Source organism: Sphingomicrobium clamense, assembly GCF_019264355.1.
In the GTDB taxonomy this organism is placed as follows: domain Bacteria; phylum Pseudomonadota; class Alphaproteobacteria; order Sphingomonadales; family Sphingomonadaceae; genus Sphingomicrobium; species Sphingomicrobium clamense.
The window spans coordinates 1,326,850-1,351,461 of the sequence record NZ_JAHVAH010000001.1; the positions used below are offsets into that span (position 1 = coordinate 1,326,850).

The 24,612-nt window shown below is 63.5% G+C and carries 32 protein-coding genes, 1 other RNA gene and 1 pseudogene; 19 read left to right on the forward strand and 15 right to left on the reverse strand.

Going from position 1 to position 24,612, the window contains the following annotated elements; genetic code table 11:
- Window positions 1-49: 49 nt before the first annotated feature.
- The 8 genes from KTQ36_RS06855 (at window position 50) to KTQ36_RS06890 (ending at window position 6,975) form a co-directional block, all read left to right on the forward strand.
- On the forward strand, window positions 50-2,422 hold the full coding sequence (locus tag KTQ36_RS06855) for a chemotaxis protein CheA (protein ID WP_218632957.1): 2,373 nt from the start codon (window positions 50-52) through the stop codon (window positions 2,420-2,422).
- Window positions 2,419-2,862, forward strand: coding sequence for a chemotaxis protein CheW (locus KTQ36_RS06860; RefSeq protein WP_218632958.1), 444 nt, complete (start codon window positions 2,419-2,421; stop codon window positions 2,860-2,862). The genes KTQ36_RS06855 and KTQ36_RS06860 overlap by 4 nt, the downstream gene beginning before the upstream one ends.
- Window positions 2,863-2,922: 60 nt before the next feature.
- A complete protein-coding gene (locus KTQ36_RS06865) occupies window positions 2,923-3,288 on the forward strand; it encodes a response regulator (RefSeq protein WP_218632959.1) in 366 nt (121 codons plus the stop codon).
- A 13-nt stretch (window positions 3,289-3,301) separates the two neighbouring features.
- Complete coding sequence (gene cheB, locus KTQ36_RS06870; protein ID WP_255554409.1) at window positions 3,302-4,402, forward strand: chemotaxis-specific protein-glutamate methyltransferase CheB; 1,101 nt, start codon at window positions 3,302-3,304, stop codon at window positions 4,400-4,402.
- A gap of 29 nt (window positions 4,403-4,431) precedes the next feature.
- A complete protein-coding gene (locus tag KTQ36_RS06875) occupies window positions 4,432-5,256 on the forward strand; it encodes a CheR family methyltransferase (protein WP_255554410.1) in 825 nt (274 codons plus the stop codon).
- Window positions 5,257-5,307: 51 nt separating this feature from the next.
- Window positions 5,308-5,988 (forward strand): N-acetylmuramoyl-L-alanine amidase, encoded by a 681-nt coding sequence (locus tag KTQ36_RS06880; RefSeq protein WP_218632961.1) that lies wholly within the window; start codon window positions 5,308-5,310, stop codon window positions 5,986-5,988.
- Between the two features lie 17 nt (window positions 5,989-6,005).
- Window positions 6,006-6,383: RNase P RNA component class A (rnpB, locus tag KTQ36_RS06885), an RNA gene on the forward strand.
- A 43-nt stretch (window positions 6,384-6,426) separates the two neighbouring features.
- On the forward strand, window positions 6,427-6,975 hold the full coding sequence (locus KTQ36_RS06890; protein ID WP_218632962.1) for a J domain-containing protein: 549 nt from the start codon (window positions 6,427-6,429) through the stop codon (window positions 6,973-6,975).
- Here the strand turns inward: KTQ36_RS06890 and KTQ36_RS06895 are convergent.
- The 9 genes from KTQ36_RS06895 to pspA are packed head-to-tail and all read right to left on the reverse strand — an operon-like array spanning window position 6,972 to window position 10,475.
- Window positions 6,972-7,430 carry a PaaI family thioesterase gene (locus tag KTQ36_RS06895; RefSeq protein WP_345777681.1) on the reverse strand — a complete coding sequence of 153 codons (459 nt, stop codon included), beginning with the start codon at window positions 7,428-7,430 and terminating at the stop codon, window positions 6,972-6,974. The genes KTQ36_RS06890 and KTQ36_RS06895 overlap by 4 nt on opposite strands.
- Window positions 7,427-7,837 carry a SufE family protein gene (locus tag KTQ36_RS06900; RefSeq protein WP_218632963.1) on the reverse strand — a complete coding sequence of 137 codons (411 nt, stop codon included), beginning with the start codon at window positions 7,835-7,837 and terminating at the stop codon, window positions 7,427-7,429. The genes KTQ36_RS06895 and KTQ36_RS06900 overlap by 4 nt, the downstream gene beginning before the upstream one ends.
- A complete protein-coding gene (locus KTQ36_RS06905) occupies window positions 7,797-8,129 on the reverse strand; it encodes a hypothetical protein (protein WP_218632964.1) in 333 nt (110 codons plus the stop codon). Before KTQ36_RS06905 ends, KTQ36_RS06900 begins: the two co-directional genes overlap by 41 nt.
- An 11-nt stretch (window positions 8,130-8,140) precedes the next feature.
- Window positions 8,141-8,413: a hypothetical protein gene (locus KTQ36_RS06910; RefSeq protein WP_218632965.1), complete on the reverse strand. Its 273-nt coding sequence runs from the start codon at window positions 8,411-8,413 to the stop codon at window positions 8,141-8,143.
- Between the two features lie 5 nt (window positions 8,414-8,418).
- Complete coding sequence (locus KTQ36_RS06915) at window positions 8,419-8,697, reverse strand: hypothetical protein (protein ID WP_218632966.1); 279 nt, start codon at window positions 8,695-8,697, stop codon at window positions 8,419-8,421.
- 14 nt (window positions 8,698-8,711) lie between these two features.
- Window positions 8,712-9,029 carry a hypothetical protein gene (locus KTQ36_RS06920; RefSeq protein WP_218632967.1) on the reverse strand — a complete coding sequence of 106 codons (318 nt, stop codon included), beginning with the start codon at window positions 9,027-9,029 and terminating at the stop codon, window positions 8,712-8,714.
- A gap of 27 nt (window positions 9,030-9,056) precedes the next feature.
- On the reverse strand, window positions 9,057-9,446 hold the full coding sequence (pspC, locus tag KTQ36_RS06925) for an envelope stress response membrane protein PspC (RefSeq protein WP_218632968.1): 390 nt from the start codon (window positions 9,444-9,446) through the stop codon (window positions 9,057-9,059).
- Window positions 9,447-9,451: 5 nt separating this feature from the next.
- Window positions 9,452-9,772: an envelope stress response membrane protein PspB gene (gene pspB / locus KTQ36_RS06930; protein WP_218632969.1), complete on the reverse strand. Its 321-nt coding sequence runs from the start codon at window positions 9,770-9,772 to the stop codon at window positions 9,452-9,454.
- Window positions 9,773-9,803: 31 nt separating this feature from the next.
- Window positions 9,804-10,475, reverse strand: coding sequence for a phage shock protein PspA (gene pspA, locus KTQ36_RS06935; RefSeq protein WP_218632970.1), 672 nt, complete (start codon window positions 10,473-10,475; stop codon window positions 9,804-9,806).
- 155 nt (window positions 10,476-10,630) lie between these two features.
- On the opposite strand from pspA, the gene pspF reads away from it, so the two are divergent.
- Together pspF and KTQ36_RS06945 are read left to right on the forward strand one after the other, a co-directional pair.
- On the forward strand, window positions 10,631-11,674 hold the full coding sequence (gene pspF / locus KTQ36_RS06940; protein WP_218632971.1) for a phage shock protein operon transcriptional activator: 1,044 nt from the start codon (window positions 10,631-10,633) through the stop codon (window positions 11,672-11,674).
- Window positions 11,675-11,764: 90 nt separating this feature from the next.
- The gene (locus KTQ36_RS06945; RefSeq protein WP_218632972.1) at window positions 11,765-12,394 is read left to right on the forward strand and encodes a superoxide dismutase; all 630 of its coding nucleotides are present in this window, start codon (window positions 11,765-11,767) and stop codon (window positions 12,392-12,394) included.
- 48 nt (window positions 12,395-12,442) lie between these two features.
- Here the strand turns inward: KTQ36_RS06945 and KTQ36_RS06950 are convergent, their stop codons facing one another.
- The 6 genes from KTQ36_RS06950 to dapF are packed head-to-tail and all read right to left on the reverse strand — an operon-like array spanning window position 12,443 to window position 17,654.
- Complete coding sequence (locus KTQ36_RS06950; RefSeq protein ID WP_218632973.1) at window positions 12,443-13,204, reverse strand: ABC transporter permease; 762 nt, start codon at window positions 13,202-13,204, stop codon at window positions 12,443-12,445.
- A complete protein-coding gene (locus KTQ36_RS06955) occupies window positions 13,201-14,130 on the reverse strand; it encodes an ABC transporter ATP-binding protein (RefSeq protein WP_218632974.1) in 930 nt (309 codons plus the stop codon). Before KTQ36_RS06955 ends, KTQ36_RS06950 begins: the two co-directional genes overlap by 4 nt.
- Entirely contained in the window at window positions 14,127-14,735 is a 609-nt protein-coding gene (locus KTQ36_RS06960; protein ID WP_218632975.1) for a septation protein A, read from the reverse strand. Before KTQ36_RS06960 ends, KTQ36_RS06955 begins: the two co-directional genes overlap by 4 nt.
- Complete coding sequence (gene ftsY, locus KTQ36_RS06965; protein ID WP_218632976.1) at window positions 14,732-15,649, reverse strand: signal recognition particle-docking protein FtsY; 918 nt, start codon at window positions 15,647-15,649, stop codon at window positions 14,732-14,734. Before ftsY ends, KTQ36_RS06960 begins: the two co-directional genes overlap by 4 nt.
- The gene (gene mtaB / locus KTQ36_RS06970; RefSeq protein ID WP_218632977.1) at window positions 15,646-16,857 is read right to left on the reverse strand and encodes a tRNA (N(6)-L-threonylcarbamoyladenosine(37)-C(2))-methylthiotransferase MtaB; all 1,212 of its coding nucleotides are present in this window, start codon (window positions 16,855-16,857) and stop codon (window positions 15,646-15,648) included. The genes ftsY and mtaB overlap by 4 nt, the downstream gene beginning before the upstream one ends.
- Window positions 16,854-17,654, reverse strand: coding sequence for a diaminopimelate epimerase (gene dapF, locus KTQ36_RS06975; RefSeq protein ID WP_218632978.1), 801 nt, complete (start codon window positions 17,652-17,654; stop codon window positions 16,854-16,856). The genes mtaB and dapF overlap by 4 nt, the downstream gene beginning before the upstream one ends.
- Before the next feature lie 52 nt (window positions 17,655-17,706).
- Here dapF and KTQ36_RS06980 point away from each other — a divergent pair, with 52 nt between their 5' ends.
- The 9 genes and pseudogenes from KTQ36_RS06980 to KTQ36_RS07015 all read left to right on the forward strand — a co-directional run bounded on the left by KTQ36_RS06980 (window position 17,707) and on the right by KTQ36_RS07015 (window position 24,611).
- Window positions 17,707-18,195 (forward strand): DUF2165 family protein, encoded by a 489-nt coding sequence (locus KTQ36_RS06980; RefSeq protein ID WP_218632979.1) that lies wholly within the window; start codon window positions 17,707-17,709, stop codon window positions 18,193-18,195.
- 4 nt (window positions 18,196-18,199) lie between these two features.
- Window positions 18,200-19,201: an amidohydrolase family protein gene (locus tag KTQ36_RS06985; RefSeq protein ID WP_218632980.1), complete on the forward strand. Its 1,002-nt coding sequence runs from the start codon at window positions 18,200-18,202 to the stop codon at window positions 19,199-19,201.
- Window positions 19,198-19,800, forward strand: a complete 603-nt coding sequence (locus tag KTQ36_RS06990) for a DUF924 family protein (RefSeq protein WP_255554413.1) — start codon at window positions 19,198-19,200, stop codon at window positions 19,798-19,800. The genes KTQ36_RS06985 and KTQ36_RS06990 overlap by 4 nt, the downstream gene beginning before the upstream one ends.
- 188 nt (window positions 19,801-19,988) lie before the next feature.
- The gene (ffh, locus tag KTQ36_RS06995) at window positions 19,989-21,431 is read left to right on the forward strand and encodes a signal recognition particle protein (protein ID WP_218632982.1); all 1,443 of its coding nucleotides are present in this window, start codon (window positions 19,989-19,991) and stop codon (window positions 21,429-21,431) included.
- A 27-nt stretch (window positions 21,432-21,458) separates the two neighbouring features.
- The gene (gene rpsP, locus KTQ36_RS07000; RefSeq protein ID WP_218632983.1) at window positions 21,459-21,995 is read left to right on the forward strand and encodes a 30S ribosomal protein S16; all 537 of its coding nucleotides are present in this window, start codon (window positions 21,459-21,461) and stop codon (window positions 21,993-21,995) included.
- A gap of 5 nt (window positions 21,996-22,000) precedes the next feature.
- Window positions 22,001-22,510 (forward strand): ribosome maturation factor RimM, encoded by a 510-nt coding sequence (gene rimM / locus KTQ36_RS07005; protein ID WP_218632984.1) that lies wholly within the window; start codon window positions 22,001-22,003, stop codon window positions 22,508-22,510.
- A 3-nt stretch (window positions 22,511-22,513) separates the two neighbouring features.
- Window positions 22,514-22,777: pseudogene (locus KTQ36_RS11385) on the forward strand (nitrilase-related carbon-nitrogen hydrolase); the annotation flags it as partial.
- A gap of 86 nt (window positions 22,778-22,863) precedes the next feature.
- A complete protein-coding gene (locus tag KTQ36_RS11390; RefSeq protein WP_255554414.1) occupies window positions 22,864-23,466 on the forward strand; it encodes a nitrilase-related carbon-nitrogen hydrolase in 603 nt (200 codons plus the stop codon).
- Between the two features lie 86 nt (window positions 23,467-23,552).
- Complete coding sequence (locus tag KTQ36_RS07015) at window positions 23,553-24,611, forward strand: alkane 1-monooxygenase (protein ID WP_218632985.1); 1,059 nt, start codon at window positions 23,553-23,555, stop codon at window positions 24,609-24,611.
- Window position 24,612 lies beyond the last annotated feature (1 nt).

Consider the following 24,612-nt stretch of genomic DNA (forward strand, 5'->3'; position numbering starts at 1 on the left):
TTCCGCGTCATGAAGGACCCTGACTGAAACTTGTTTTCGCAGGGGCCTCATGGACGACCTGATTGCAGATTTTGTCGCGGAATGCCGCGAAATGCTCGAAAGCCTGGGGGGCGAGATCGTCGCCTGGGAAGCCGAGCCGCACGACCGCGCGCGCCTCGACAGCATCTTCCGCTTTGTCCACACCGTGAAGGGCAATTGCGGCTTTTTCGACTTTCCGCGCCTCGAAGCGCTGAGCCATGCCGCCGAGGATGCCTTGGCCGATTGCCGCGCCGATCGCCGCAAGGCCGATGCCAAGCTGGTCAGCGCCGTGCTCGCCGTCATCGATCGCATTGGCGAGATGATCGAGCTGATCGACCAAGGCCAGGATATTCCCGACGGCGACGATGGCGACCTGATCCATGCACTCGAGGAAGGCGCCGAGATCATCGTCGAGAACACGCCCGTCTTCGAGAAATCGGACGGTGACAATGCGCCCGCCGCGGTGGGCCATGCCGCGCCGCGCACGATCCGCCTGTCGGTCGACCTGCTTGATCGCGTGATGAGTGGCGTGTCCGACATGGTGCTGGCGCGCAACGAGCTCGCCCGGCGCCTGCGCGAGGCCCCCGAGGACGTTGCCGTCGCCGGCGCCTTCGAGCGACTGTCCGGCATTATCGCCGAGATGCGCGACAGCATCACCCAGACCCGCATGCAGCGGATCGAGAACTTGTTCGTCGCGCTGCCGCGCATGGTGCGCGACCTTTCGAACGACCTCGACAAGCAGGTCATGATCGACATCGATGGCGGAGACGTCGAGCTGGACCGCGAGATGATCGAGATGATCCGGGATCCGCTGACCCACATCATCCGTAATGCGGTCGATCACGGGATCGAGGCGCCCGCCGATCGCCTCACCGCCGGCAAGCGCGAAATCGGCATGCTCAAGGTGTCGGCGCGCCAGTCGGGCAACCAGATCCTCATCGACATCGTCGACGACGGCAAGGGCATCGATCCCAAGAAGCTGGTCGAGAAGGCACTGGCCAACGGCGTCATCGACCGCGCCGAGATGGAAGAGATGACCGAGCGCCAGAAGCTCAACCTGATTTTCGCCGCCGGCCTGTCGACCGCATCTGAAGTGACGTCAGTCTCGGGCCGCGGTGTCGGCATGGATGTCGTTCGCTCCAATATCGAACGCATTGGCGGCGTCGTCGAAGTCGACAGCAAGATCGGCGAGGGCACCCGCATGACGCTGCGGGTGCCGTTGACCCTGACCATTATCCCCGCACTGACCGTATCGATCGGCGACCAGCATTTCGCGATCCCGCGCTCGGCGATCGAGGAAATCGTGCGCGCCAACGGTTCGTCGGTGACCTTCGAACGCGTCGGCGGGGCAGGGGTCGCCACCATCCGCGGCAAGCGCGTGCCCGAAATCGCGCTTGCCGACGTGCTCGAACTGCCGAGCGACCTGCATGACGAGGATCGAACCTTGGTCGTCATCCGTCCGGCGGGCGGCGATACCTATGCGCTCGCGGTGGACAAGATCCACGATCATGAAGAGCTGGTCGTCAAGCCGGCCGCGCCAGCGGTCATGGCCACCGGCCTCTACGCCGGCACGACGCTCGCGGACGATGGCAGCCCGATCCTGTTGTTCGACCCGGCAGGGCTCGCCGAAGTCGGCGGGGTCAAGCTGGGCGAAGTCGATCGCAATGCCGAAGAGGAAGTCGACGCGGCCAACGACGATCATGTCGAAGTGCTGCTGTTCCGCTCGCTCGGTGGCGAACGCCGCGCGATCCGCCTGGGATTGGTCGACCGGATCGAGGAAGTCGATGTCGAGCAATTCGGCGTCTCAGCCGGACAGCTGCGCGTGCAGCTGGGCGAACAGATCCTGCCGCTTGCGGGCATCGACAGCCTCTCGGCACTGCCGAAGTCGGGCAAGGTTCGAGTCTTCCGCCTCGGCGATGGCGAGCGCGAGCTCGGCTATGTCTTCGACGCGGTCGCCGAACTGGCCGCGCTTGACTACGAAATCACGCCTGCCGAAACCCAGGGCGAGGTCGAGGGCGTTACCCTGATCGCGGGCAAGCCCGCCGAGCTGGTCGACGTCCACTGGCTGTTCACCAACCTGCTGCGCGCCACCGCCGGCAAACCGCAGCGTCGTCCGGTCTGCTGCCTGCCGAAGGACGACGTCTGGATGCAGAACATGCTCCGCCCGATCGTCGAGGCCGCGGGTTATCGCGTCGTCGATGTCGGCAGCGAAGAAGAAAAGATCGCCGAACTGGTGGTTGCCACCGAAAATGCCGAATGGCCGCTGCCCAAAGAACCTGGGGATGCCACCATCCTTCGCCTGCGCAACAGCGCCGAGGGCGATGACGAAAGTGTCTACCGTTATGACCGTGCAGGGCTGCTGATGGTGCTCAAGTCGGTCACTGCCGCTGGAGGCGCGAAATGAACGAACTGCTGCTGATCGTGACGATCGCGGGTGACCGCGTCGCCCTGCCTGCCGCTGCCGTCGAGAGCGTGATCGAGCTCGATGCGCTTATTCCCGTTCCGCGCGCGCCCGACCATCTTGCCGGGCTGTCGGCGCTGCGCAGCCGCGTGTTGACCGTGATCGATTGCCAACGCGCGCTGGGCATGGGCGCGACCAGCTTTGGCGACGGGCAGATCCACGAAGCCGCAGTGGTCGAAATGGACGGTCATCATTACGCGCTGAGCGTCGATGCCGTCGAGGACGTGATCGAGGCGCTGAGCGAGCCCAAACAGGTTCGTGCCGCGATGGGCGAGGGCTGGGAGCGCGTGTCGGCCGGCATGGTCGAAACCCAGGAAGGGCCACTGCTGCTCGTATCGATCGAAGCGATTGTCGAGGGCCGCCAGGAAATGGCTGCTGCTTAAGACCTTATTACCTATTTCAAGCTAACAGTTGTCACAGCAACGCAAATTCAAGGGCCGGTTATGAAAACCTGTTTGATCGTCGATGACTCCAAAGTGATCCGCAAGGTTGCGCGTCACATCCTCGAAACGCTCGAATTCAACGTCGAGGAGGCCGGTGACGGTCGCGAGGCGCTGTCGCATTGCGAGAGCGCCATGCCCGACGTCGTCCTGCTCGACTGGAACATGCCGGTCATGAGCGGCATGGAGTTTCTCAAGCTGCTTCGCCAGTCGGGTCATGGCGACCAGCCCAAGGTCGTCTTCTGCACGACCGAGAACGACATGGCGCACATCCGCGCCGCGCTCGAAGCGGGTGCGGACGAATATGTCATGAAGCCGTTCGATCGCGAGACGCTGCACGTCAAGCTCCAACTCGTCGGCGTCGCCTAAGAGGAGCCCGCCCATGGCCGGGCTCGCCCACCAACTTCCGCCGGACACGACCGGAGGCGACCAAGTCACCCGCGTAATGCTGGTCGACGACTCGATGGTCGCGCGCGCCGTGCTCTCGCGCATGATCGAGATGTCGCCCGATTTCGAGGTCGTCGGCGTCGCCGGCACCGCCGAAGACGCGCTCGTCGCGCTTCGCGAGACCAACGTGCCTGTCGACATCGTCATTCTCGATCTCGAGATGCCGGGCATGGGCGGCCTCAAGTCGCTCCCCGAAATTCTGGAAGCCGCCTCCGGCGCGCAAGTATTGGTGGTGTCTTCGCTTGCCGAGGAAGGCGCCGAGGCGACCGTCAAGGCGCTCGCCATGGGCGCGGCGGACACCTTGCCCAAGCCGGGCACGGGGCGCTTTAACGGCAAATTCTCGGATATCCTGCTCGAGCGGCTTCGTGCGCTTGTTCCGGCACCTACGGCTTCGCGCGAAAACGTCGTGCCGCGCAAGTCGACTCCCGCCATTCCGGCCAATCGCGAGATGCCAGATAGCGACATCGGTGTCTTGGCCATCGGATCGAGCACGGGCGGCATTCACGCGCTGGCGAGCTTCTTCGAGACGCTGGAAGGGCCGATCGGTGCGCCGATCCTGGTGACCCAGCACCTCCCGGCAGCTTTCATGACCGTGTTTGCACGCCAGCTGTCGATGGCCTCAGGGCTGCCCGCGTGCGTCGCCGAAGACAATATGCTGCTCAAGCCTGACCATATCTTCGTCGCGCCCGGTGACCGCCACCTGACAGTGAAGGGCCGCAAGAATGGGCTCTATGTCAGACTTCTCGAGGGGCGCCACGCCTCGGGGTGCCTCCCGTCAGTCGATCCGATGTTCGAAACGGCCGCCGAAGCGCTCGGCGATAAGGCGCTGGGCGTCATCCTGACCGGCATGGGGCGCGACGGTCTCGAAGGCTCTCGCACGATGGTCGCAAAGGGCGGCGCTGTCATTGCACAGGACGAAGCGAGCTGTGCCGTCTGGGGCATGCCGCGCGCGGTGGCGGAAGCCGGACTGGCTTGTGCGGCGCTGCCGCCGGCCGACATCGCCCGTCTCGTGGTTGAGCGGGCGCGGGGGAAATAATGCAGGTTTCGGATAGTACGTCGCGTATCTTGGCAGGGCTCCTCGAAGCCCGCACCGGTCAACAGCTCACCTTGTCGCGCCGTTGGCGGATCGAGACCGCATTGTCCGCGCTGCTGCGCGAGCGGCACATCGCGACGATGGACGAGTTGATCACGATCCTGGTCGCCAACAAGGACACCAACCTGTCCGACCAGGTCGTCGAGGCGCTGCTCAACAACGAGACCTATTTCTTCCGTGATCGCACGCCGTTCGACATGCTCGAACAGGAGGTGCTTCCGCGCCTGCATGCCGCGCGCAAGGACCAGCGCCGGCTGCGCGTCTGGTCCGCCGGCTGTTCATCGGGGCAGGAGGCCTATTCGATCGCCATGCTGCTCGCCGAAAATCCGGCCAAGTGGGATGGTTGGACGGTCGACATCATCGGCACCGACGTGTCGCAAGCCGTCGTCGAACGTGCTCGCAAGGCGCATTATTCGCAGTTCGAAGTCCAGCGCGGGCTGGGCATCCAGCAGACCATCCGCTGGTTCCGCGAGAACGAGAATGGCTGGCAGGCGAACGAGGCGCTCAAGCGCAAGGTCCGCTTCGAACAGCGCAACCTGCTCGAACCGGCACCGTCGGGCGGCCCGTTCGACATCGTGTTGTGTCGCAACGTGCTGCTGTATCTCAACAACGAACGCCGTCGCATCGCCTTCGACCGGATCGCCGAGGCGATTGCCGAGGACGGCGCACTGCTGTTGGGTGCTGGCGAGACCGTGATCGGTCAGACCACGCGTTTCGAAGCCGACCCCACGGCCCGTGGCATCTACCGCCCGAGCGGTGTTGCCGAGGGACAGCAACCCGTTAGATTCGGCACCTGATCCGACCACTTGCCCTTGACGGGGCATCCCCGAAAATGGCCAAGAGCGGCCATGGACATGATCGACCTTCCGTCACCCAACCATGACGAGCGTACGCTGCCCGTTTCGGTCATCGTCCTTCACTATACCGGCATGCCCAACGCGCAGGTCGCGCTCGACAAGATGACGAGCAAGGAAGGCGGCGTCTCGGCGCACTATACGGTCGATGAGGACGGCACGGTCTACAAGCATGTCGATGAAGAGCGGCGCGCCTGGCACGCCGGCGTCAGCTACTGGCGCGGCATGACCGATCTTAACAGCGCGAGCGTGGGCATAGAAATCGTCAATCCGGGGCACGAGTTCGGCTATCGCCCGTTTCCCGACGAGCAGATCGCCTCGGTGATCCCGCTGGTGGCCGACATCAAGAACCGTCATGGAATTTCGCGTGGTAATGTCGTCGGCCATTCAGACATCGCGCCGGCACGCAAGGAAGACCCCGGCGAGCTGTTTCCCTGGTGGGAGTTGGCCAAACGACGCCTGGCACTGCCGAGCCCCACGCGCGACCTGATGGACCCGTTCTGGACCGACGCAGGGTTCCTGCTGGCGCTCGAGCGGTTCGGCTATGACGTCAAGGACCCCGAGAAGGCCGTGATCGCCTTCCAGCGCCGTTTCCGCCCCGACATGATTGACGGCATCATCGACGGCGAATGCCGCGCCAAATTGCTCGCCCTCTTGCTACCGCGCCCGCAATAAACCATATCGCTGTCACGCCAGGGGGCCGGGCGACCGCGAGTGCTTCAAACATTCGAGGAAAGTCCGGGCTCCACGGAACGACGGTGCCGGGTAACGCCCGGCCACTCCTTTTCAGGGGTGAGGGACAGTGCCACAGAAAGCATTCCGCCCATCTTCGGGTGGGTCAGGGCGAAAGGGTGCGGTAAGAGCGCACCGCGCGCTCGGCAACGAGGGCGGCACGGTAAACCCCACCGGGAGCAAGACCGAATAGGGGTGTCATTTGGGCCAGTTCCGGCCCGACGCCCGGGTTGGTTGCTCGAGCCGTGAAGCAATTCACGGCCTAGACGAATGGTCGCCTATTCCCCGCGTTTGTTCGTGGGGATGGACAGAACCCGGCTTACAGGCCTCCTGGCGCTTTGATGACTGGAAGTGGCGGCATGCCCCGCCTAAGGGAGTAGAATGCCGCGTCGCCAACGATCCGATGACTGGGGATTCCCCCGCTGGCGTCCCTATGGCGACAAGGGTCGCGAAGCGGCGAAGGTGCGGCTGTGCGACCGCGTGGGTTGCAGCGAGGCTGGCGACAAGCCTGCGCCCAAGTCACCCAACAGCCCCGAACGCTGGATGTTCTGCGAGAAACACGCCGCGGAATATAATCGCAACTGGGACTATTTTGCCGGCCTGTCCGAAGAGGAAAAGGCCAAGCGCAAGGCCGACGAGCAGCGCGATGCCGGCGGCTTTCGTCAGTCGGCGCATTATCAGTGGGCAGGGCCCGGCGACGGCAGCTGGAGCCGCGAGGAAATGCGCGCCTTCGAAATTTTGGGCGTCGATCCCGGCACCGATTTTGCCGAAGTGCGCAAGGCCTTCCGCGCGTTGGCGAAGGAGCTGCACCCGGACGTGAACCCGGGTGACGAGAAAGCAGCGGACGAGTTCAAAAAGGTGCAGGCGGCCTACGACGTGCTCAAGCGCGCGGAATCGATGCGCCAGGCGCTGGGTGACGCCGAGGACTAAGGCCTCAGGATGAAGGTGCCGGTCACGTGCGCGACGGGGCGTTCGGGATCGCCCGTGTGCGCGATGCCGCGCGTAAAGGCGATCGCCTTCGTCATCTTGTAGCATTCGCAGCGGGCCACCAGCGTATCGCCCTTGAAGGCGGGGCGCAGATAATCGAGCCGCAGGTCGATCGTCGCGATCGGCTCGAAACGATCCAGTTTCTGCCAGACGGCCGCGCCGCTGCACGTATCGACAAGGCTGACGATCGCGCCCGAGGCGACGATGCCGTCGGCTGGGACACCGACAAGCTCGTCGCGCGCTTCCATCGTCAACTGCGCCCAATCGGGACCGCTCTGGTCGTAGGCGATGCCCAGCGCCTTGCCGTGTCCGACGGCGCGCGCAATCTGGAAGAAGCGCTCGATGTCGAAACCGTCGCGATTGATCGCGTCGATTTCGGGCGGAACAGGGTCGGTCACTTCAGCCGCTCGGCGGTTTCGCGGATCAGCGCGATCATGTTGGGCACGCCCTGGGTGCGGTTGGACGACAGTTCGCGGGTCAGGTCGAACGGCTCCAGCTTGGCGGCAATGTCCGTCTCGGCGACTTCGGCCGCAGGGCGGTCCTGAACGCTGGCCACGACCAAAGCGACGACACCCTTGGTGATCGCGGCATTGCTGTCCGCGAGCCAGTGGAGTGTTCCTTCATCGGTGATCGTCGGATAGACCCACACGCTTGCCGAACAGCCGCGCACCTTGGTGGCGTCCGTCTTGAGCGCGTCGGGCATGGGTTCGAGTTGCCGACCGAGATCGATCAGCAGGCGATAGCGGTCCTCGCTATCGAGGAATTCATACTCGGTTTCGAGATCGCTGAGGGGCGGTAAGGTCATCGGCGCCGCCATAGCCAAGCTGTTCGGGCTCGCGCAATCGTTCGATTTCGGCGGCCAGGCTGTTGCCGTCCTCGACGGTGATCTTTTCGAGCACCTTCACGCGATCGGTGAGCATGGTCACCTGCTGCCGAAGCTCCTTGATCTGTGCGTCGTCGATCCCGGCGGTATGGCGCTTCTTCCTGTTGGTGCCCATCCGGTCGGCGCCGACGACTGCCGTCAGCAGGTAGCGCAGCATGAACAGGCCGAGCACGATCCAGATCGTGATGAAAATGCTTTCGGTGAAGGCGTCCATGCTAACTGCTCCTAGGCGCGGTCTGCAGTCTTGGTCTTGCCCGCCGACAATTCGTCAAGTGTCGGCCCGCTGCGATCTTCGAGCGCCGCGATTTCCGCGGCGAGGCTATTGCCTTCCTCCACCGTGATGCGCTCGAGCACCCGGACCCGCTCCTTGAGCGCCTCAAACTCTTCCTGCTGGATATTTGGCCCGTCGGCATCCTTCTTCAGGCGCGCAAGCATGTTGATGAGCACCAAGGTGAAGATCATCGAAGCGACGACGATCATGACGATTTCAATGGGCATGGGGCCTAGTCCTGCTTTTCGCGCTGGTCGCTGAGCGTCTTGAGCGCGTCGATTTCCGCCTCGAGGCGAGAGGGCTTGTCGGTCACGATCCGCTCGAGCGTTTCGAGCCGATCGTGCACGGCGGTAAGTTGCTGCGTGAGCTGCTCGTTCTCTTGCGTTAGTTCACGCACGCGCTCGTCTGCCTCTGGCGACCCTGGCGCGGCTTTCTTCTTTCCGAAGATCGCAATCAGGACCTGCGCGAACATCACGATCGCAACGATCGCGACCACGAACGCGAAAATCATTGCGAGGCCCTGCATCAGCTGGTCTCGCGGGTCTTGAAGCGCGGCGTCGAGAGCGCGTCGCTAAGGTCATCTTCGCGAGCATCCTGCAACGCTTCGATCTCGCTGGCGAGCCGGGCGCCCTCGTCGGTCGCAATCCGCTCGAGCACGCGAACACGCTTTTCCAAAGCCTGGATCCGCTTTTCGGTCGCGGGGTCCTCGACCGGCGCGATCTTCTTCATCGTGTCGGTCTCGTCCTCATATTCATAGCCATGCTTGGCCGCGATCCAGCGGTTGATGATCGATGCGGCGGTGCCGATCAGCACCACGCCGACGATCATTTCGAACACACCCAAAGTCCTGCCCCTTCCTAAGACCGCCGTTTAGCGGAGGTCGTCAATCTGTTGTGCCAATACCCGATTTTCGGTCGTGACATAATGTTCGATGTCGGCAAGCCGCCGGTCGATATCGCGAAACTGGCTGTTGATCTGCTTGGTCGAACGCGACGGATTGGCGCGCACGCCCTGCCAGAATTTCTTCTCTTCATCGTCGACCGGGTTGAGGTCGGGCGGACGCTTGGGCGTGATCATCGCCGCGAGGAAGTAGAAGAACAGCATCGCGCCGCCCGACAGGATGACCGAGGCCAGGAACATCAGGCGCACGATCGTGACGTCGAGCCCGGTATAGTCGGCAATGCCGGCATTCACGCCGAAGACCTTGCCGTAATAGGGGTCGCGGTAGAATTTGGTTTTGCTCGATTGGTTCGAAGCCATGGTCCTTAGCGCTCCTTCTTCATCATCCGGTCATGCTTGGCGAGCAGCTCGTCGGTGCGATTGAGAAGGTCTCGATCTTCCTTGTAGTCGAGCTGCGGCCGCGCGGGCATGCACTTCTCTTTCCAGTCCGGATTTTCGGCGGTCATGATGCGTTCGATCGTGCACAGGCGATCGTCTAGTCGACGCGCAGCCTCATGCAGATCGTCTAGCAACTTCTCGTCCGGCTCGGTCAGCGTCGCCTGGCTCTTCCACTTCGTGATGTAGTGAAAGATGATCCATGGCAGCGCCACGAAAATGAAAAATAGCGGAATGACTTCGTCGCCCATACCTTAAAATCCCCTTTGCCGCGTCGTGCGGTCAGTCTTTCTTGCGTTCGGCCATCTTGGCCTTGAGTGCGGCGAGCTCTTCGTCGACCTTGTCGGACGAGCGCAGCTCGTTGAGTTCTTCCTCGAGCCCCTTGGGGCCTTCAAGCGCGAGCGCGTCGGCCTGTCCCTCGGCGAGGTCGGCGCGGCGTTCGAGCATCTCGAAGCGCGAGAAGGCATCTTCGGTGCGATTGCCGTGGAGCAGTTCGCGCGCCTTGGCTCGGCTGACCGCGCTTTCCAGACGCGATGCGATGGCGTTCTGGCGGGCCCGGGCTTCACGCAGCTTGGCCTGCAATTTCGCGATGTCGGCTTCGTAGCTGCGCAGTGTCGCGTCGATCTGCTCGATCTCTTCGCGCAGCCCCTCGGCCATGTCGGTCGCCTTCTGGCGCTCGATCAGCGCCTGCTTGGCGAGGTCCTCGCGATCCTTCGACAGCGCCAGCTCGGCCTTCTCGGTCCAGCTGTTTTGGAGCGCTTCGAGGCGGGAGAGGGCGCGGCGCATCTCTTTCCCGTCCGCGATCGCACGAGCGGCCGAGGCGCGAACCTCGACCAGCGTTTCTTCCATTTCGAGAATGATCATCCGGATCATGCGTGCCGGATCTTCGGCGCGATCCAGGATCTCGGTCATGTTGGCGGCGAAAATGTCCCTGACACGAGAAAATACTGCCATTGAAAACTCCAAACCCGATTCCGTTGCAAAATCCTATGCTAGGATCATGCCAATATGTCCGATAAGTCACTATAGCGGGATTTTCTTCGTTTTTCGACGAAAATCGGTGCGAAAATTCTTGCCAAGTGGTGGGAAATGCCACCAAGGGTTGGCGTATGGAGCGGGCCAATCAATTTGTCGGGTCGAGCCTGGCATTCCTCGACGCGGTCGAGCGAGCGAGCCGGGCTGCGCCGTTAAACCGTCCGGTGCTCGTGATCGGCGAGCGCGGGACGGGCAAGGAACTGATTGCCGAGCGACTGCACCACCTGTCGACCCGCTGGTCGGGTCCGCTGGTGACGATGAACTGCGCCGCATTGCCCGAGACGCTCATCGAGGCCGAGTTGTTCGGCCACGAGGCGGGGAGCTTCACCGGCGCCGCCAAGACCCGCGCCGGCCGCTTCGAGGAGGCCGATGGCGGCACGCTCTTCCTCGACGAGCTTGCGACGCTGAGTTCGCCGGCGCAGGACCGGCTACTGCGCGCCGTCGAATATGGCGAAGTCACGCGGATCGGTGCCTCCAAGCCAATTTCGGTCGACGTGCGCATCGTCGCGGCGACCAACGAACATCTTCCGACCCTTGTCCAACAGGGGCGTTTCCGCGCCGACTTGCTCGACCGGTTGAGCTTCGAGGTCGTGACCCTGCCGCCGCTTCGCGCTCGTGAAGGCGATATCGCGCTGCTCGCGGATCATTTCGGCCGGCGGATGGCGGTCGAGCTCGATTGGCCCAACTGGCCAGGATTTGGCAAGGAAGCGCTGCAACGCCTTGAAAACTATGACTGGCCGGGCAATGTCCGCGAGCTTCGCAATGTCGTCGAACGTGCCGTCTATCGCGCCGAAGATCCCGAGCGCGAAGTGACCAAGATCAACTTCGACCCGTTCCGCTCGCCCTGGTCGCCTTTGTCGGTCAGGCCGGTCAGCGAGGAGCCGCCCGAGGATGACGAACCCGTATCGACCGCGCCGACCGAAACGGTCGAGCCGGCAGTGACGCTGGAGACGGACGACTTCAAGGGCAGTGTCGCGGATTATGAGGCGCAGCTGATCAAGGCCGCTCTCGAGAAAAACCGCTATAACCAGCGCGCGACCGCGGAGGCGCTTGGACTCAGCTACGACCAGCTCCGTCATGCGATGAAGCGGTTGAAGCTCAACGCCGACGCCAGCTAGCCCTCGTTCCGCACCGCGAACGACATTGACTTGCAACGGTCAGCCGTTAGGCGCGTTGGCCAGACGAACCTTCAACAGGAGATACCCCCGATGGCTTTTGAACTTCCCGCCTTGCCCTTCGCCAAGGACGCGCTGGGCGATCACATGTCGGCCGAAACGCTCGATTATCACCATGGCAAGCACCACAACGCCTATGTTCAGAAGACCAATGGCATGCTCGACAATCACGAGCACGACCTGTCGGGCGCCAAGCTCTCCGAAGTGATCAAGCATGCCGCTGACAAGGGCGAGAAGGGCCTGTTCAACAACAGCGCGCAGATCTGGAACCACACCTTCTTCTGGCATGGCCTTGCGCCCGAGGGCTCGACCAAGCCGTCCGAAAAGCTCCAGTCGATGATCGATAGCGATTTCGGGTCGACCGACAAGCTGCTCGATGCGCTGTCGACCGAAAGCGCCAACCACTTCGCCAGCGGATGGGGTTGGCTGATCCTCAACAACGGCAAGCTCGAAGTGACCTCGCTGCACGATGCCGACAGCCCGGTCGCGCACGGCATGACGCCGCTATTCACCGTCGATGTCTGGGAGCATGCTTATTATATCGACTATCGCAACGCGCGCCCCGACTATCTCAAGAGCGTGCTTCACAACATCGTGAACTGGGACTTCGTCAGCCAGAACCTCGATGGCAACGGCGTCGCCCGCGCCGACCAGGACGGCTAGGGCCGGCCGAAGTCGAGAAAATGAGGGCGGTGCCTGCGGGTGCCGCCCTTATTGTTTGAGCTTCTTGCCCGTCTTGAAGATCCAGGCGATCGCGACCAGCGGGATGGCGATGGCGAGGGCCATGGCGAGGATGCTCGTCCACAGCGGCACGTCCTCGACGCCGTAGAAGGTCCAGCGATAGCCCGAGACGAGATACACAATCGGATTGAACAGCGTGACCGTGCGCCAAGGTTCGGCAAGCGCGGAGACGGCGTAGAAGATGCCGCCGAGGAAGGTGAGGGGCGTCACGATCAGCAACGGCGCGAACTGCAGCTGCTCGAAGCTGTTGGCGAGCAGGCCGATGAAGAAGCCGAGCAGGCAGAAGCCGACCGCGATCGCGATCAGGAAGAGAAGCATCATCAGCGGATGTTCGACGCGCACGTCGACGAACAGGGTCGCGGTCGCAAGCGTGATGAGCGCCAGCAGCACCGACTTGGTCACCGCCGCACCGACATAGGCGGTGACGGTCTCGATAGGCGACAAGGGCGCTGAGAGTATTTCGTAGATCGTGCCGGTAAACTTCGGAAAATAGATGCCGAAACTGGCATTGGCGATTGATTGCGTCAGGACCGAGAGCAGGATCAGGCCCGGGACGATGAAGCTGCCATAATCAATGCCTGCCATGTCGCTCATCCGGCTGCCGATCGCACTCCCGAAGACGAGGAAATATAGCGCGGTGGTGATGACCGGCGCCACCACGGACTGCCACAGCGTTCGCTTCCAGCGCGCCATTTCGAAGCGATAGATCGCGCCGACGCCGCGGGGGTTCATGCGCGGCCTCCCTTCACGAGGCTGACGAAAATGTCCTCCAGGCTCGACTGGCGGGTAGTAAGGTCGCGCCAGGCGATCCCAAGCTCGTCGAGCTTGCGCATCAGCTGCGGGATGCCGGTCTCGGCCGCGTAGCTGTCAAAGTCGTAGCAGAGCGTATTGCCGTCATCGTCGAGGCGCAGCGCCCAGCCTTCGAGGCCTGCCGGAACTGCTTCAAGTGGCTGTTCGAGGAAGAGCTTGAAGGTGCGCTGGCCAAGCTGGCTCATCAGCTCGTCTTTCCGGCCCATCGCGACGAGTTCGCCATTGCTGATGACACCGACGCGATCCGCCATTTCCTCGGCTTCCTCGATATAGTGAGTGGTGAGCACGATGGTGGTGCCGTCGCGCTGGAGGTCGCGGACAAGGTCCCACATGTCGCGGCGCAACTCGACGTCGACGCCGGCAGTCGGCTCGTCGAGGAAAAGCAGCTCGGGTTCGTGCGCGAGCGCCTTGGCGATCAACACGCGCCGCTTCATGCCGCCCGACAGCTCCATGATCTTGGCCTTGCGCTTGTCCCACAGTGTCAGGCGCTTCAGCAGCGTCTCGAGATACGCATCGTCGGAAGGTTTTCCGAACAGGCCGCGCGAAAAGCGCACCGTATCCCAGACCGTCTCGAAGGCTTCGGTCGTCAATTCCTGCGGCACCAGTCCGATCATCGAGCGGGCGGCGCGATAGTCGGTCTCGATATCATGTCCTTCGACAGTGACGGTGCCGCCGGTCTTGGTGACGATGCCGCAGACGATCGAGATCAGCGTCGTCTTGCCCGCGCCATTGGGGCCGAGCAGCGCGAAAATCTCGCCTTTGTCGAGCTCCAGACTGACGCCCTTGAGTGCTTCGGTCCCGCCAGCATAGGCCTTCCGGAGGCCGTCAATGGCGAGGATCGCGCTCACTCGCTCTTGTCCGGTTCGGCGTTGAAGCCGTGGCGCATCAGCATCGGCATGTGCGCGAACACGAAGATGAAGGTGACCGGGATGAAGAACCACATCTTGAACGCGATCCAGAAGTCGGTGCTGGTGCTGCGCCAGACCGCCTCGTTGAGGATCGCCTTGAAGGCGAAGAAGAAGACCCAGTTGCGCGTAAAGAGATACCAGCCGCGATCGTCGAGCCCCGGGAAAGCGCTACCGAGCAGAGCCTTCAAAAGATTGCGACCCGTCAGCAGGCCGAATGCCAGGAGGATGCCGGCGAAGGTGTAGAGGATCGTCGGCTTCATCTTGATGAAGGTTTCGTTCTGTAGATAGATGGTCAGCGCGCCCATCACGCCCACCAGGACGGCAGAGAAAATCTGGATGCCGGTCACGTGACGGGTGAGGGCGTAGCTGAACCCCATTGCAGTGAAGATCGCGGCCATGAAGACGCCGGTGGCGACGAAAATGCCCCACTGGCTGTTGGCGACGAAAAAGAGGATCAACGGCCCGAGGTCGAGCAGAAGCTGCATCCCGCCCGAGGGCTTTTTCTTGCCGGTCTGCGGGGTGGGGATGGGCTTTACGTCACTCATGCGGGCGGCAGTCCTGCAATAGCGCGGGCGACCGCGCGGGGGTCGAAGGGGCGGAGGTCGTCGACGCCTTCACCGACGCCGATGGCATGGATGGGCATGCCGAATTTCTCGGCGGCCGCGACGAGGACGCCGCCGCGGGCGGTGCCGTCGAGCTTGGTCATGATCAATCCGGTCACGCCGGCGGTTTCCTGAAACACCTCGATCTGGTTGAGGGCGTTCTGGCCGGTGGTGGCATCCAACACGAGCAGAACGTCGTGGGGGGCTTCCTCGTTGAGTTTGCCCAAGACCCTGCGGACCTTGGTGAGTTCTTCCATGAGGTGCGACTTGTTTTGGAGGCGTCCGGCGGTGTCGACGATGAGAACGTCGATGCCCTGCGCAGTGGCCTGCTTGACGCCGTCCCAGACGAGACCGGCGGCGTCGCTGCCTTCTTTGCCAGCGATGACGGGTGCGCCGATGCGCTGGCCCCAGACCTGAAGCTGTTCGATGGCGGCGGCGCGAAACGTGTCGCCCGCGGCTAGCAGGACGCCATAATCCTGTTCCTGGAGCAGGTGTCCGACTTTGCCGATGGTCGTGGTCTTGCCCGAACCGTTGACGCCGATCACGAGGATGACGTGGGGCCGGGGAAAACCGTAAATATCCAGCGGCTTGGCGACCGGAGCCAAGATCTTCTCGATCTCTTCGGCGAGGATGGTGCGCAGCCCGCGCTCGTCGATCTGCTCGAACTTGCGCGCGGCGATGGCGTCGCGAATGCGCTTGGAGGCTTCGGGGCCGAGATCGGAGGCGATCAGCGCTTCCTCGATATCGTCGAGGGTGGCGGTGTCGAGCGCAGCCTTGGAGGTAAGGCCCGAAAGATTCTCTGCCACCCGGTCGGAGGTCTTGCGAAATCCGCCCGTCAGGCGCTCGAGCCAACTCATGAAGCGATCAATCCCTTTTCATTAGCGTGCGCTACGATCGCTTCGACGTAGGCGCCGCGTGCCGCGCCTTCAACCGTGATCGGCGCGAAAGTGTCGGTATGGCCCTTACCGTGATTTTCGATCAGCGCCCCGACGGTGGTGTCGATGTGCGAGCGGAGCCAGGCGAGGCGCCGCTCGGCAGCCTTTTCGCGAAGGCGCGCGGCACGCTCCTTGATGACGGCGCGGTCGACTTGCGGCATCTTCGCGGCGGGGGTCATTTCGCGTGGGCTGAAGGGGAAGATATGTGCCGCGACGATGTCACAGTCGTCCAACAACTTCAGTGTGTTGAGCGCCATCTCGTCAGTCTCGGTGGGAAACCCAGCGATGAGGTCCGCGCCGATGGTCGCCTCGGGGCGAACCGCGCGGATCTTCTCGACGATCTCGACTGCCTGCGCCCGGCTGTGGCGGCGCTTCATGCGCTTCAGGATCATGTCGTCCCCCGCCTGGAGCGAGAGGTGGAAGTGCGGGAGCATGCGCGGCTCGGAAATGAGTTCGTAGAGCGCGCCGTCAATCTCGATGCTGTCAAGGCTCGAGAGGCGTAGGCGCTTGAGCTCGGGAAGATCGGCAAGCAGCTTCTGCAGCATGTCGCCAAGCTTCATCCCGGCGCGGTCGTAGCTGGTGATGTCGACCCCGGTAATGACGATCTCGCGCGCGCCGCGATCGAGCTCGGCAGTCACCGCGCGCTTGACCTCGTCGTACGCGAGACTGCGGCTATTCCCACGTCCGTAGGGGATGGTGCAAAAGGTGCAGCGATGATCGCAACCATTCTGGACCGCGACGAAACTGCGCACGTTGTTGCCGAAGCCGGCTGCGACCTTTTCGACCTCTGACGTCATGACGTCAGTCGGCAAGCCCTTGGACGCGCTGGTGATTTTTGCGAGCGCCAGCTTGTCGGCATTGCCGAGGATCGCATCCACCTCAGGCATATCCCGGAAGGTTTCGGGTTCGATCTGGGCGGCGCAGCCAGTGACGAGAATGCGCGCCTCGGGGCGGTCGCGGCGGGCGCGGCGGATCTTCTGGCGCGTCTGGCGCACGGCCTCGGATGTCACCGCGCAGCTGTTGACGATGACCGTATCGCCATCGCCGCCTTCGCGCTCGAGCGCGCGCTTCATCGTGGCGCTTTCTGCGAAGTTGAGGCGGCAGCCGAGCGTGATCGTCTCGACGCTCATGCGAGTGTCTCCAGGTCGATCTCGCCCGAGAAGACGTGGGTGGCGGGGCCCTGCATTACGATCGGCTCGCCGGGCGCCCAATCGACCACCAGCGCTCCGCCCGCCATTTCGACGGTGACCGGACTTTTGACGAGCCGACGACGGATCGCAGCGACGGCGGTGGCGCAAGCGCCGGTGCCGCAGGCCTGGGTGAGGCCCGCCCCACGCTCCCAGGTCCGCAGTTTCAGGCCGTTTTCGGTGACCCCGGCGATGTTGACGTTGATGCGATCGGGAAAGGCAGGATCGGTTTCGATGGTCGGGCCGAGCTCGGCCAACGGGACGTCATCGACGTCGTCGACGAAGAAGACGAGGTGAGGATTGCCGACATTGACCGCATCGGGCGCTTCGAGCGCATCCCAGCCCAGCGGCGCAGGTGCGGTGTCCATGGGATCGGCGATCGGGATCTCGTCCCACTGGAACTTGGGCGCGGGCAGCTCGACCCGCACATCGTCATAGTCGCCGCCACCCGTCAGCAAGCCGCCGACCGTCTCGACACTGCCCGCGCCGGTGAGCGCCATGACGCAGCGCGTGGCGTTGCCGCAGGCGCTGGCTGGTTCGCCGTCGGGATTCCAGATGTCCATGCGGATGGCGGCCTTGTCGGACGGGCCGATACGGATGAGCTGGTCGCAGCCGACACCCTCACGCCGATCGCACAGCGCGCGCACCTGTTGCGCAGTCACCTCTACCGGCGCCTCACGTGCGTCGAGCACGACGAAGTCGTTGCCCAGACCGTGCATCTTGTGAAACAGTGTCGCCATTGTTGGTGCGACTTAGGGGCAGGGGCGCAAGAGGGCAACAAACAAGGGGGATATGATGGTTCGCTGGATCAAGATCGCATTGGTGGCGTGCATCGGGCTGCAGGCGCTGTTCTACGTTCTTCATAATCTGGCGAACCTTGGCGCGGCGCATGGCGCGCTATCCTACGTGCTCAGCGGGGCGGATCATGTCGTCTATCCCGACACGGCATTCTTCCATGTCGGCAATTCCACGCTCGCGTGGTTGCCATTAGCAATGGTCTTTGCTGGCGAATTCCTGGTCGGCATCTTCGGGTTGAAAGGCGCAGTCCGCATGTTTCGAGCGCGCAATGCCGAGGCCGAGGTGTTCCATGAGGCCAAACGTGACGGGGTGATCGCGGCGGGGCTGGCGCTGCTCGTCTGGTTCGGGCTGTTCATGACGTTTGGCGCCGCCTTCTTCCAGATGTGGCAGACCGAAGTCGGGGCGGGGTCGATGGAAGGCGCCTTCATGTATGCGGTTGTCAGCGCGGTAGCGATGCTGTTTGTATGCCTGACGGAGGACTGAGGCCATGTTTGAGTTGATTGCGGCCGCCGCGCTGGCAAGCGAGCCGATCCCGATGTTCGACATGCACCTCCATGCCTTCAAGGCGGACGAGAACGGACCGCCGCCCAATCCCTTGTGCCTGCCCGGGGCGGGGAGCATGCCCGCGCCCGACCCCGCCAAGCCATGGCCGCAGCAGTTCATGTCGGCGCCCAGCCTGCCGACCTGCACCGATCGCGAAACGGTGCCGATGGATGACGCGGCGTTGGTCGAGCAGACTGTCGCCATGCTCGAGGCCAACCACGCAGCCGGGGTGGTCGGTGGATACGATCCGCAGCTGATCGCGCGGTTCGTAGAATCGGCCGGCGGTCGGCTGCTTCCTGCCATCCAACTCAACGCCGCTTATGAAGACCCCAATATAGACGAGGTTCGCGCGCTGCTTTCTGACGGCGGCTACGTCATGCTGGGCGAGGTCACAAACCAGTATGGCGGGGTCGCCCCCGCCGACGAACGGATGGCGCCGTGGTGGGCGATGGCCGAAGAGCTGGACGTTCCCGTCCTTTATCACATGGGTGGCGGTCCGCCGGGCACGACCGCCTTCTTTCCCGATTTTCGCGCCGGGCTTGCCGATCCGACCCTGCTCGAACCCGCACTGGCCAAACACCCGCGCTTGCGCATCGCCATCGCGCACATGGCCGAGGGCTATGAGGGGCAGCTGGGCCTGATGCTCTACGCCTATCCGCAGCTCTACGTCGATATTGGCGGGATCATGTGGATGTATGACCGGGCGCATCTCGATCACAAGCTCAAGCGCCTGGTCGACATGGGGTTCGCCAACCGCGTGATGGTCGGGAGCGACCAGATGGTGTGGCCCGGGATGATCGGTCGAGCGCGCAAATTCGTGATGGAAGCCGACTATCTGACCGACGAGCAGAAGCGGATGATCCTGTTTGACAACGCCATGCGCTTCATGAAGCTGGACGGCGAGGAATGGGCGCGGATCGCGCTGGGCGAGAAGGACGAAAATTGAACGACGACCGGGGATTTGGGGCCAGTAGCGGAGCGTTCGCGCCGATCGACAGTGAGATCCGGCAGAAGTCGCAGGACGTGCTCGACTATTGGTTCGACGAGGTCGGGCCGTCGCGATGGTGGAAGAAGGATCCCGAGCTAGACGCCGAGATCAAGGAGAAGTGGGGTGCGCTTCGCCGGGAGGTGCTCAAGTCTGATGGTGATGTCTGGCGCGGAGGGCCGCGGCGCATCCTGGCGGCGGTCATCATGCTTGACCAGTTCTCGCGCAATATCCATCGCGGCAAGGCGAAGGCGTTTGAGGGCGATGCGCTGGCGCGAAGGCTGACCCGGCGCGCCATCGCGAAGGAATGGGACAAGCGCATGACGGTAGAGCAGCGGCGCATGCTCTACATGCCGCTCATGCATAGCGAGGACATGGACGACCAGGACGAGAGCGTGCGGCTGTTCGATGCGCTGTCCGAGGAAAGCCACAGCAAGTTCGCGCATTTGCATCGCCAGCAGATCGAGGACTTCGGACGCTTCCCCGGGCGCAACAAGGCGCTGGGGCGCGAGAGCACGCCCGAGGAACTGATCGCACTCGAGGGTGGGGCGGCCTTCTGAGCTTGACCTAGTCCTCGCTCGCGCGTAGAGGCGCGCACGTCCCAAGGGATGACATATCTGCAAGCGCTGCGGCGCACGCTGGCCGACGAGGTTTCGTCCGCCGGCGTCGTTTGCGTTTTGCAGGTGTCATATCCATTTAGGGCACGCGTCCACGGCTCGGGCGCGGACAAGCATTTGAGGAGAAGTGCGTGTTTGACAGTCTGAGCGATCGCCTGTCCGGCGTTTTCGACAAGCTTCGCGGTCGCGGGGCGCTGTCGGAGGCGGACGTGCGTGCCGCGATGCGCGAAGTGCGCGTCGCGTTGCTCGAGGCTGACGTCGCGCTTCCCGTTGCACGCGAATTCGTCGAGGACGTCACCGAGCGTGCGGTCGGCGAAGAGGTCGTCCGCTCGGTCACGCCGGGGCAGATGGTCGTCAAGATCGTCAACGACGCGCTGGTCGAGCTGCTGGGTGCAGAGAGCGCCGAATTGGAGCTCAACACCGCGCCGCCCGCCGTCATCATGATGGTCGGCCTTCAGGGCTCGGGTAAGACGACGACGACCGCCAAGATCGCCAAGCGGCTGACCGAGAAAGACCGCAAGAAGGTCATGATGGCCAGCCTCGACGTCGCGCGTCCCGCGGCGCAGGAGCAGCTGGCGGTGCTGGGCGAGAAAGCGGGCGTCGACACGCTGCCGATCGTCGCGGGCCAGACGCCAACCGACATTGCCAAGCGCGCGCTGCAGGCGGCCAAGCTCCAGGGCTATGACGTCCTGATGCTCGACACGGCGGGTCGCCTCCACGTCGACACGCAGCTGATGGACGAGATGAAGGCGGTTGCGGGCGCGTCGAACCCGACCGAGACGCTGCTCGTCGTCGACAGCCTGACCGGCCAGGACGCGGTCAACGTCGCCAAGGGGTTCGGCACCGAAGTGCCGCTGACCGGTGTCGTGCTGACGCGGATGGACGGCGATGCGCGCGGTGGTGCTGCGCTGTCGATGCGCAAGGTAACCGGCAAGCCGATCAAGTTCGCCGGCACGGGTGAGGGGCTCGATGCGCTCGAGCCGTTCCATCCCGACCGCGTGGCGGGCCGAATTCTGGGCATGGGCGACGTCGTGTCGCTGGTCGAAAAGGCTGCCGAGACGGTCAAGGTCGAGGACGCCGAAAAGCTCGCCAAGAAGATGGAGAAGGGCAAGTTCGACCTCGACGACCTGCGTCTCCAGATCAAGCAGATGAAAGCGATGGGCGGGCTGGGCGCGCTGGCCAAGATGATGCCCGGCATGAAAGGCATGAAGCAGGCGGGCGACGTTGACGACAAGGCGCTGACGCGTCTCGAGGCGATGATGAGCTCCATGACTGCCGAGGAACGGCAGAAGCCCAAGCTGATCAACGCCAAGCGCAAGATTCGCATCGCCAAGGGCTCGGGCACGACCGTCCAGGAAGTGAACAAGCTCCTGAAGATGCACCAGCAGATGGAAACCGCGATGAAGAAGCTCAAGAAAATGGGCGGCTTCAGTAAACTCGCGGCCATGTTCGGAGGGGGCGGCGGCCTCCCGGGTGGAATGCCCGGCGGTGGCCAGATGCCCGGTGGCTTACCCGGCCTGGGAGGCGGCGCGCCGCAACTCCCGCCCGGTTTCGATGGTTTTTCAAAGAAATAAACTGATTACTCAAGAAGGAATATTATCATGGCAGTTGCAATTCGTCTCGCCCGTGGTGGCGCCAAGAAGCGGCCTTATTACCGCATCGTCGTGGCCGACAGCCGCAAGTCGCGCGACGGCAAGTTCATCGAGCGCGTGGGTTCGTACAACCCGCTGCTCGCCAAGGACGACCCCGAGCGCGTGAAGATGGACCAGGACCGTATCCGTCACTGGCTGTCGGTTGGTGCGCAGCCGTCGGACCGCGTGCTTCGCTTCCTCGACGCCGCCGGCATCGTGGAGCGTCCGGCCCGCAACAACCCGCAGAAGGCGGAACCGGGCGAAAAGGCCAAGGAACGCGCCGAAGAGCGTGCTCAGAAGGAAGCCGACGCCAAGGAAGCTGAAGAAGCCGCCAAGGCCGAAGCCGAAGCCCCGGCCGAGGAAGAAGTGAAGGCTGAAGACGCGCCTGCTGAGGAAGCGGCTGCTGAAGAAGCGAAGGAAGAAGCCCCGGCCGAGGAAGCCAAGGCCGACGACGCTGAAGAAGCCAAGGCGGACGACGCCGACAAGGCCGAAGAAAAGGCCGGATAATCGCCATGACGTCACCGGAGACGGCGGATCAGAAGCGCGTGGCGCTCGCCGCCGTCGCCGGTGCGCACGGCATCAAGGGCGAACTGAGGCTGAAACTGTTCGCCGAGGGGCTCGACAGCCTCAAACGCCTCAAGACCGTCACGCTGGACGGGACCGAGCGGAAGCTGGTTTCCGTGCGCGAAGGCGGCAAGTTCGTCGTCGCGAAGCTCGAAGGCGTCTCGGACCGCAGCGCGGCCGAGGGCTTGCGCGGCCAGCTCATCGAAGTGACCCGCGACCAGCTCCCCGACCTCGACGAGGGGGAGTTTTACTATTCCGACCTCGTCGACCTGCCCGTGGTGGACAGCGAGGGCGCGTCGATCGGCAAGGTCGTAACCGTCGAGAATTTCGGCGCGAGCGACGTCATCGAAATCGAAAAGCCGAACGGCAAGCGCTTCATGGTGCCGCTGATCGAAAAAGCCGTTCCCGAGTGGGACGAGGAAAGACTGGTCGTCTCGCCCGATTTCGTCGAAGGCTAGGCCATGACCCGGTTTCCCGTCGCCATCTGCCAGGCCGCGCCCGTCCCGCTCCACATCGATAGCGGGATCGAGAAAGCGGTCGGGCTGGCGCGCGAAGCGATCGAGGCGGGCGCGAAGCTCGTCGCATTCGGCGAGACGTTCCTGGGTGGGTATCCGGTATGGCTCGACGAGGCGCCGGGCGCTGCGCTGTGGGATCATCCGGGTTCGAAAGCGCTCCATGCAATCCTGATGGACCAGGCGATCGTCGCCGACGATCCGCGGCTCGCGCCCTTGCAGGCGCTGTGCGACGAGCATGGCGCGATGATCTCGATCGGCGCGCATGAGCGGGTGCGTTCAGTCTCTATAACAACCAGTTGCTGCTACGCCCGAGTGAAGCGCCGCTCGACCATCGCAAGCTGGTGCCGACGCATGGCGAACGGCTTGTGTGGATGCGAGGCGACGGGTCGACGCTGGGCGTCCACGATGCGGGCGCGGCGAAGGTCGGCAATCTCATCTGCTGGGAACATTGGATGCCGCTCGCGCGCGCGGCGATGCATAATCTCGAAGAGTCGATCCACGTCGCCGCCTGGCCGACGGTACGCGAGACCTATGCCATCGCCTCGCGCCATTATGCGTTCGAGGGGCGCTGTTTCGTGCTGGCGGCAGGGCTGGTCCAGGACAAGGCCGACGTGCTCGAAGGGCTGGACGCCTGCGGCGGCAATGACGCGGCGCGCAACCTCATCGAAGCGATCGAGGGTGAAACGCTCAGTCGCGGCGGCAGCATGATCATCGCGCCCGACGGGTCGGTGATCGCGCAGGCGGGCGAGGGGGAGGAGATTCTCCATGCCACGCTCGAGCTGGCCATGGCCGACGCCGAACGCGCGAGCCTCGACACGGACGGGCATTATAGCCGTCCCGATATCTTCACACTCGATGTGAACACCGCACCCCAACAGGGCGTCCGCTGGACCGATTAGCGCCTCCGTCGGCGCAGGGGTGAGCATCGTCACAAACTGACGGCAAAGCTGGCGCGTGCGGCAGCCTGCCCCTATGCTGAGCATGCATGCGTTATCCGCTCGCCTATCTGACCGGCGTCTTCGCCGCGTTGCTGGTCGTCCCAAGCTTTTACGCTGGCGGACTCTGGCTGCTTGCGATGCCCGTCATCATCTACCTCGTCTTGCCGGTCGTCGATCAACTGATCGGCTATTCGCGCTGGCCCTCCGAACACCGGGTGGCGCGGTTCGATGCGATCACGGAGCGCAGCTACGATCGTGTGATGACCCTCGCGGCGTGGTCGATCATCGCCTTCCTCGCCTGGGCGCTCTGGGCAGTGTCGGTGACGCCGCTTCTATGGTGGGAATTTGCCGTCTTCGCGCTGGTGATCGGCGAATTCGGAGGTCTCATCGGGATCGTCACCGCGCACGAGCTCATGCATCGATCCTCCCCCGGCCATAAAAGGATCGCATTCCTGCTGATGGCGCTGACCGGCTATGCGCATTATTGCATCGAGCATGTTCGCGGCCACCATAAGCGCGTCGCGACACCCGAAGACCCGGCGACGGCCCGCGCGGGCGAAACGCTCTACGCCTTCCTTCCGCGTTCGATCATCGGTGGTTTTCGCAGCGCGTGGCAGATCGAGGCCAAGCGATTGGAACGCGCCGGTCAGCCGCTCTGGTCACGCCATAACGCGATCCTGGTCTGGCATAGCTTTACGATCGTCCTGATGATCGCCATCACTTTGCTGCTCGGGCCGCTCAGCCTCGCTTTGTTCGTCATCCAGGCCTCGGTTGCCGTGCTGTTGCTCGAGACGGTCAACTATCTCCAGCATTACGGATTGGTGCGCGCCAAGGACGCCACGGGGAGATATGAGCGCATCCGCCCCGAGCATAGCTGGAATTCGAGCCACCTGCTGACCAACGTCAACCTGTTCAATCTCGGGCGCCATTCGGACCATCACCGCGAGTCGATCCGGCCTTATTACAAGCTTCGCCATTATGACGACGCGCCGCAAATGCCGTTCGGCTATTCGGCAATGGTCATGCTGGCCATGGTCCCGCCGCTCTGGTTCCGCGTGATGGACTCCAGGCTCGATGACTATCGGAGGCGCAGGCAGACCGCCTGAG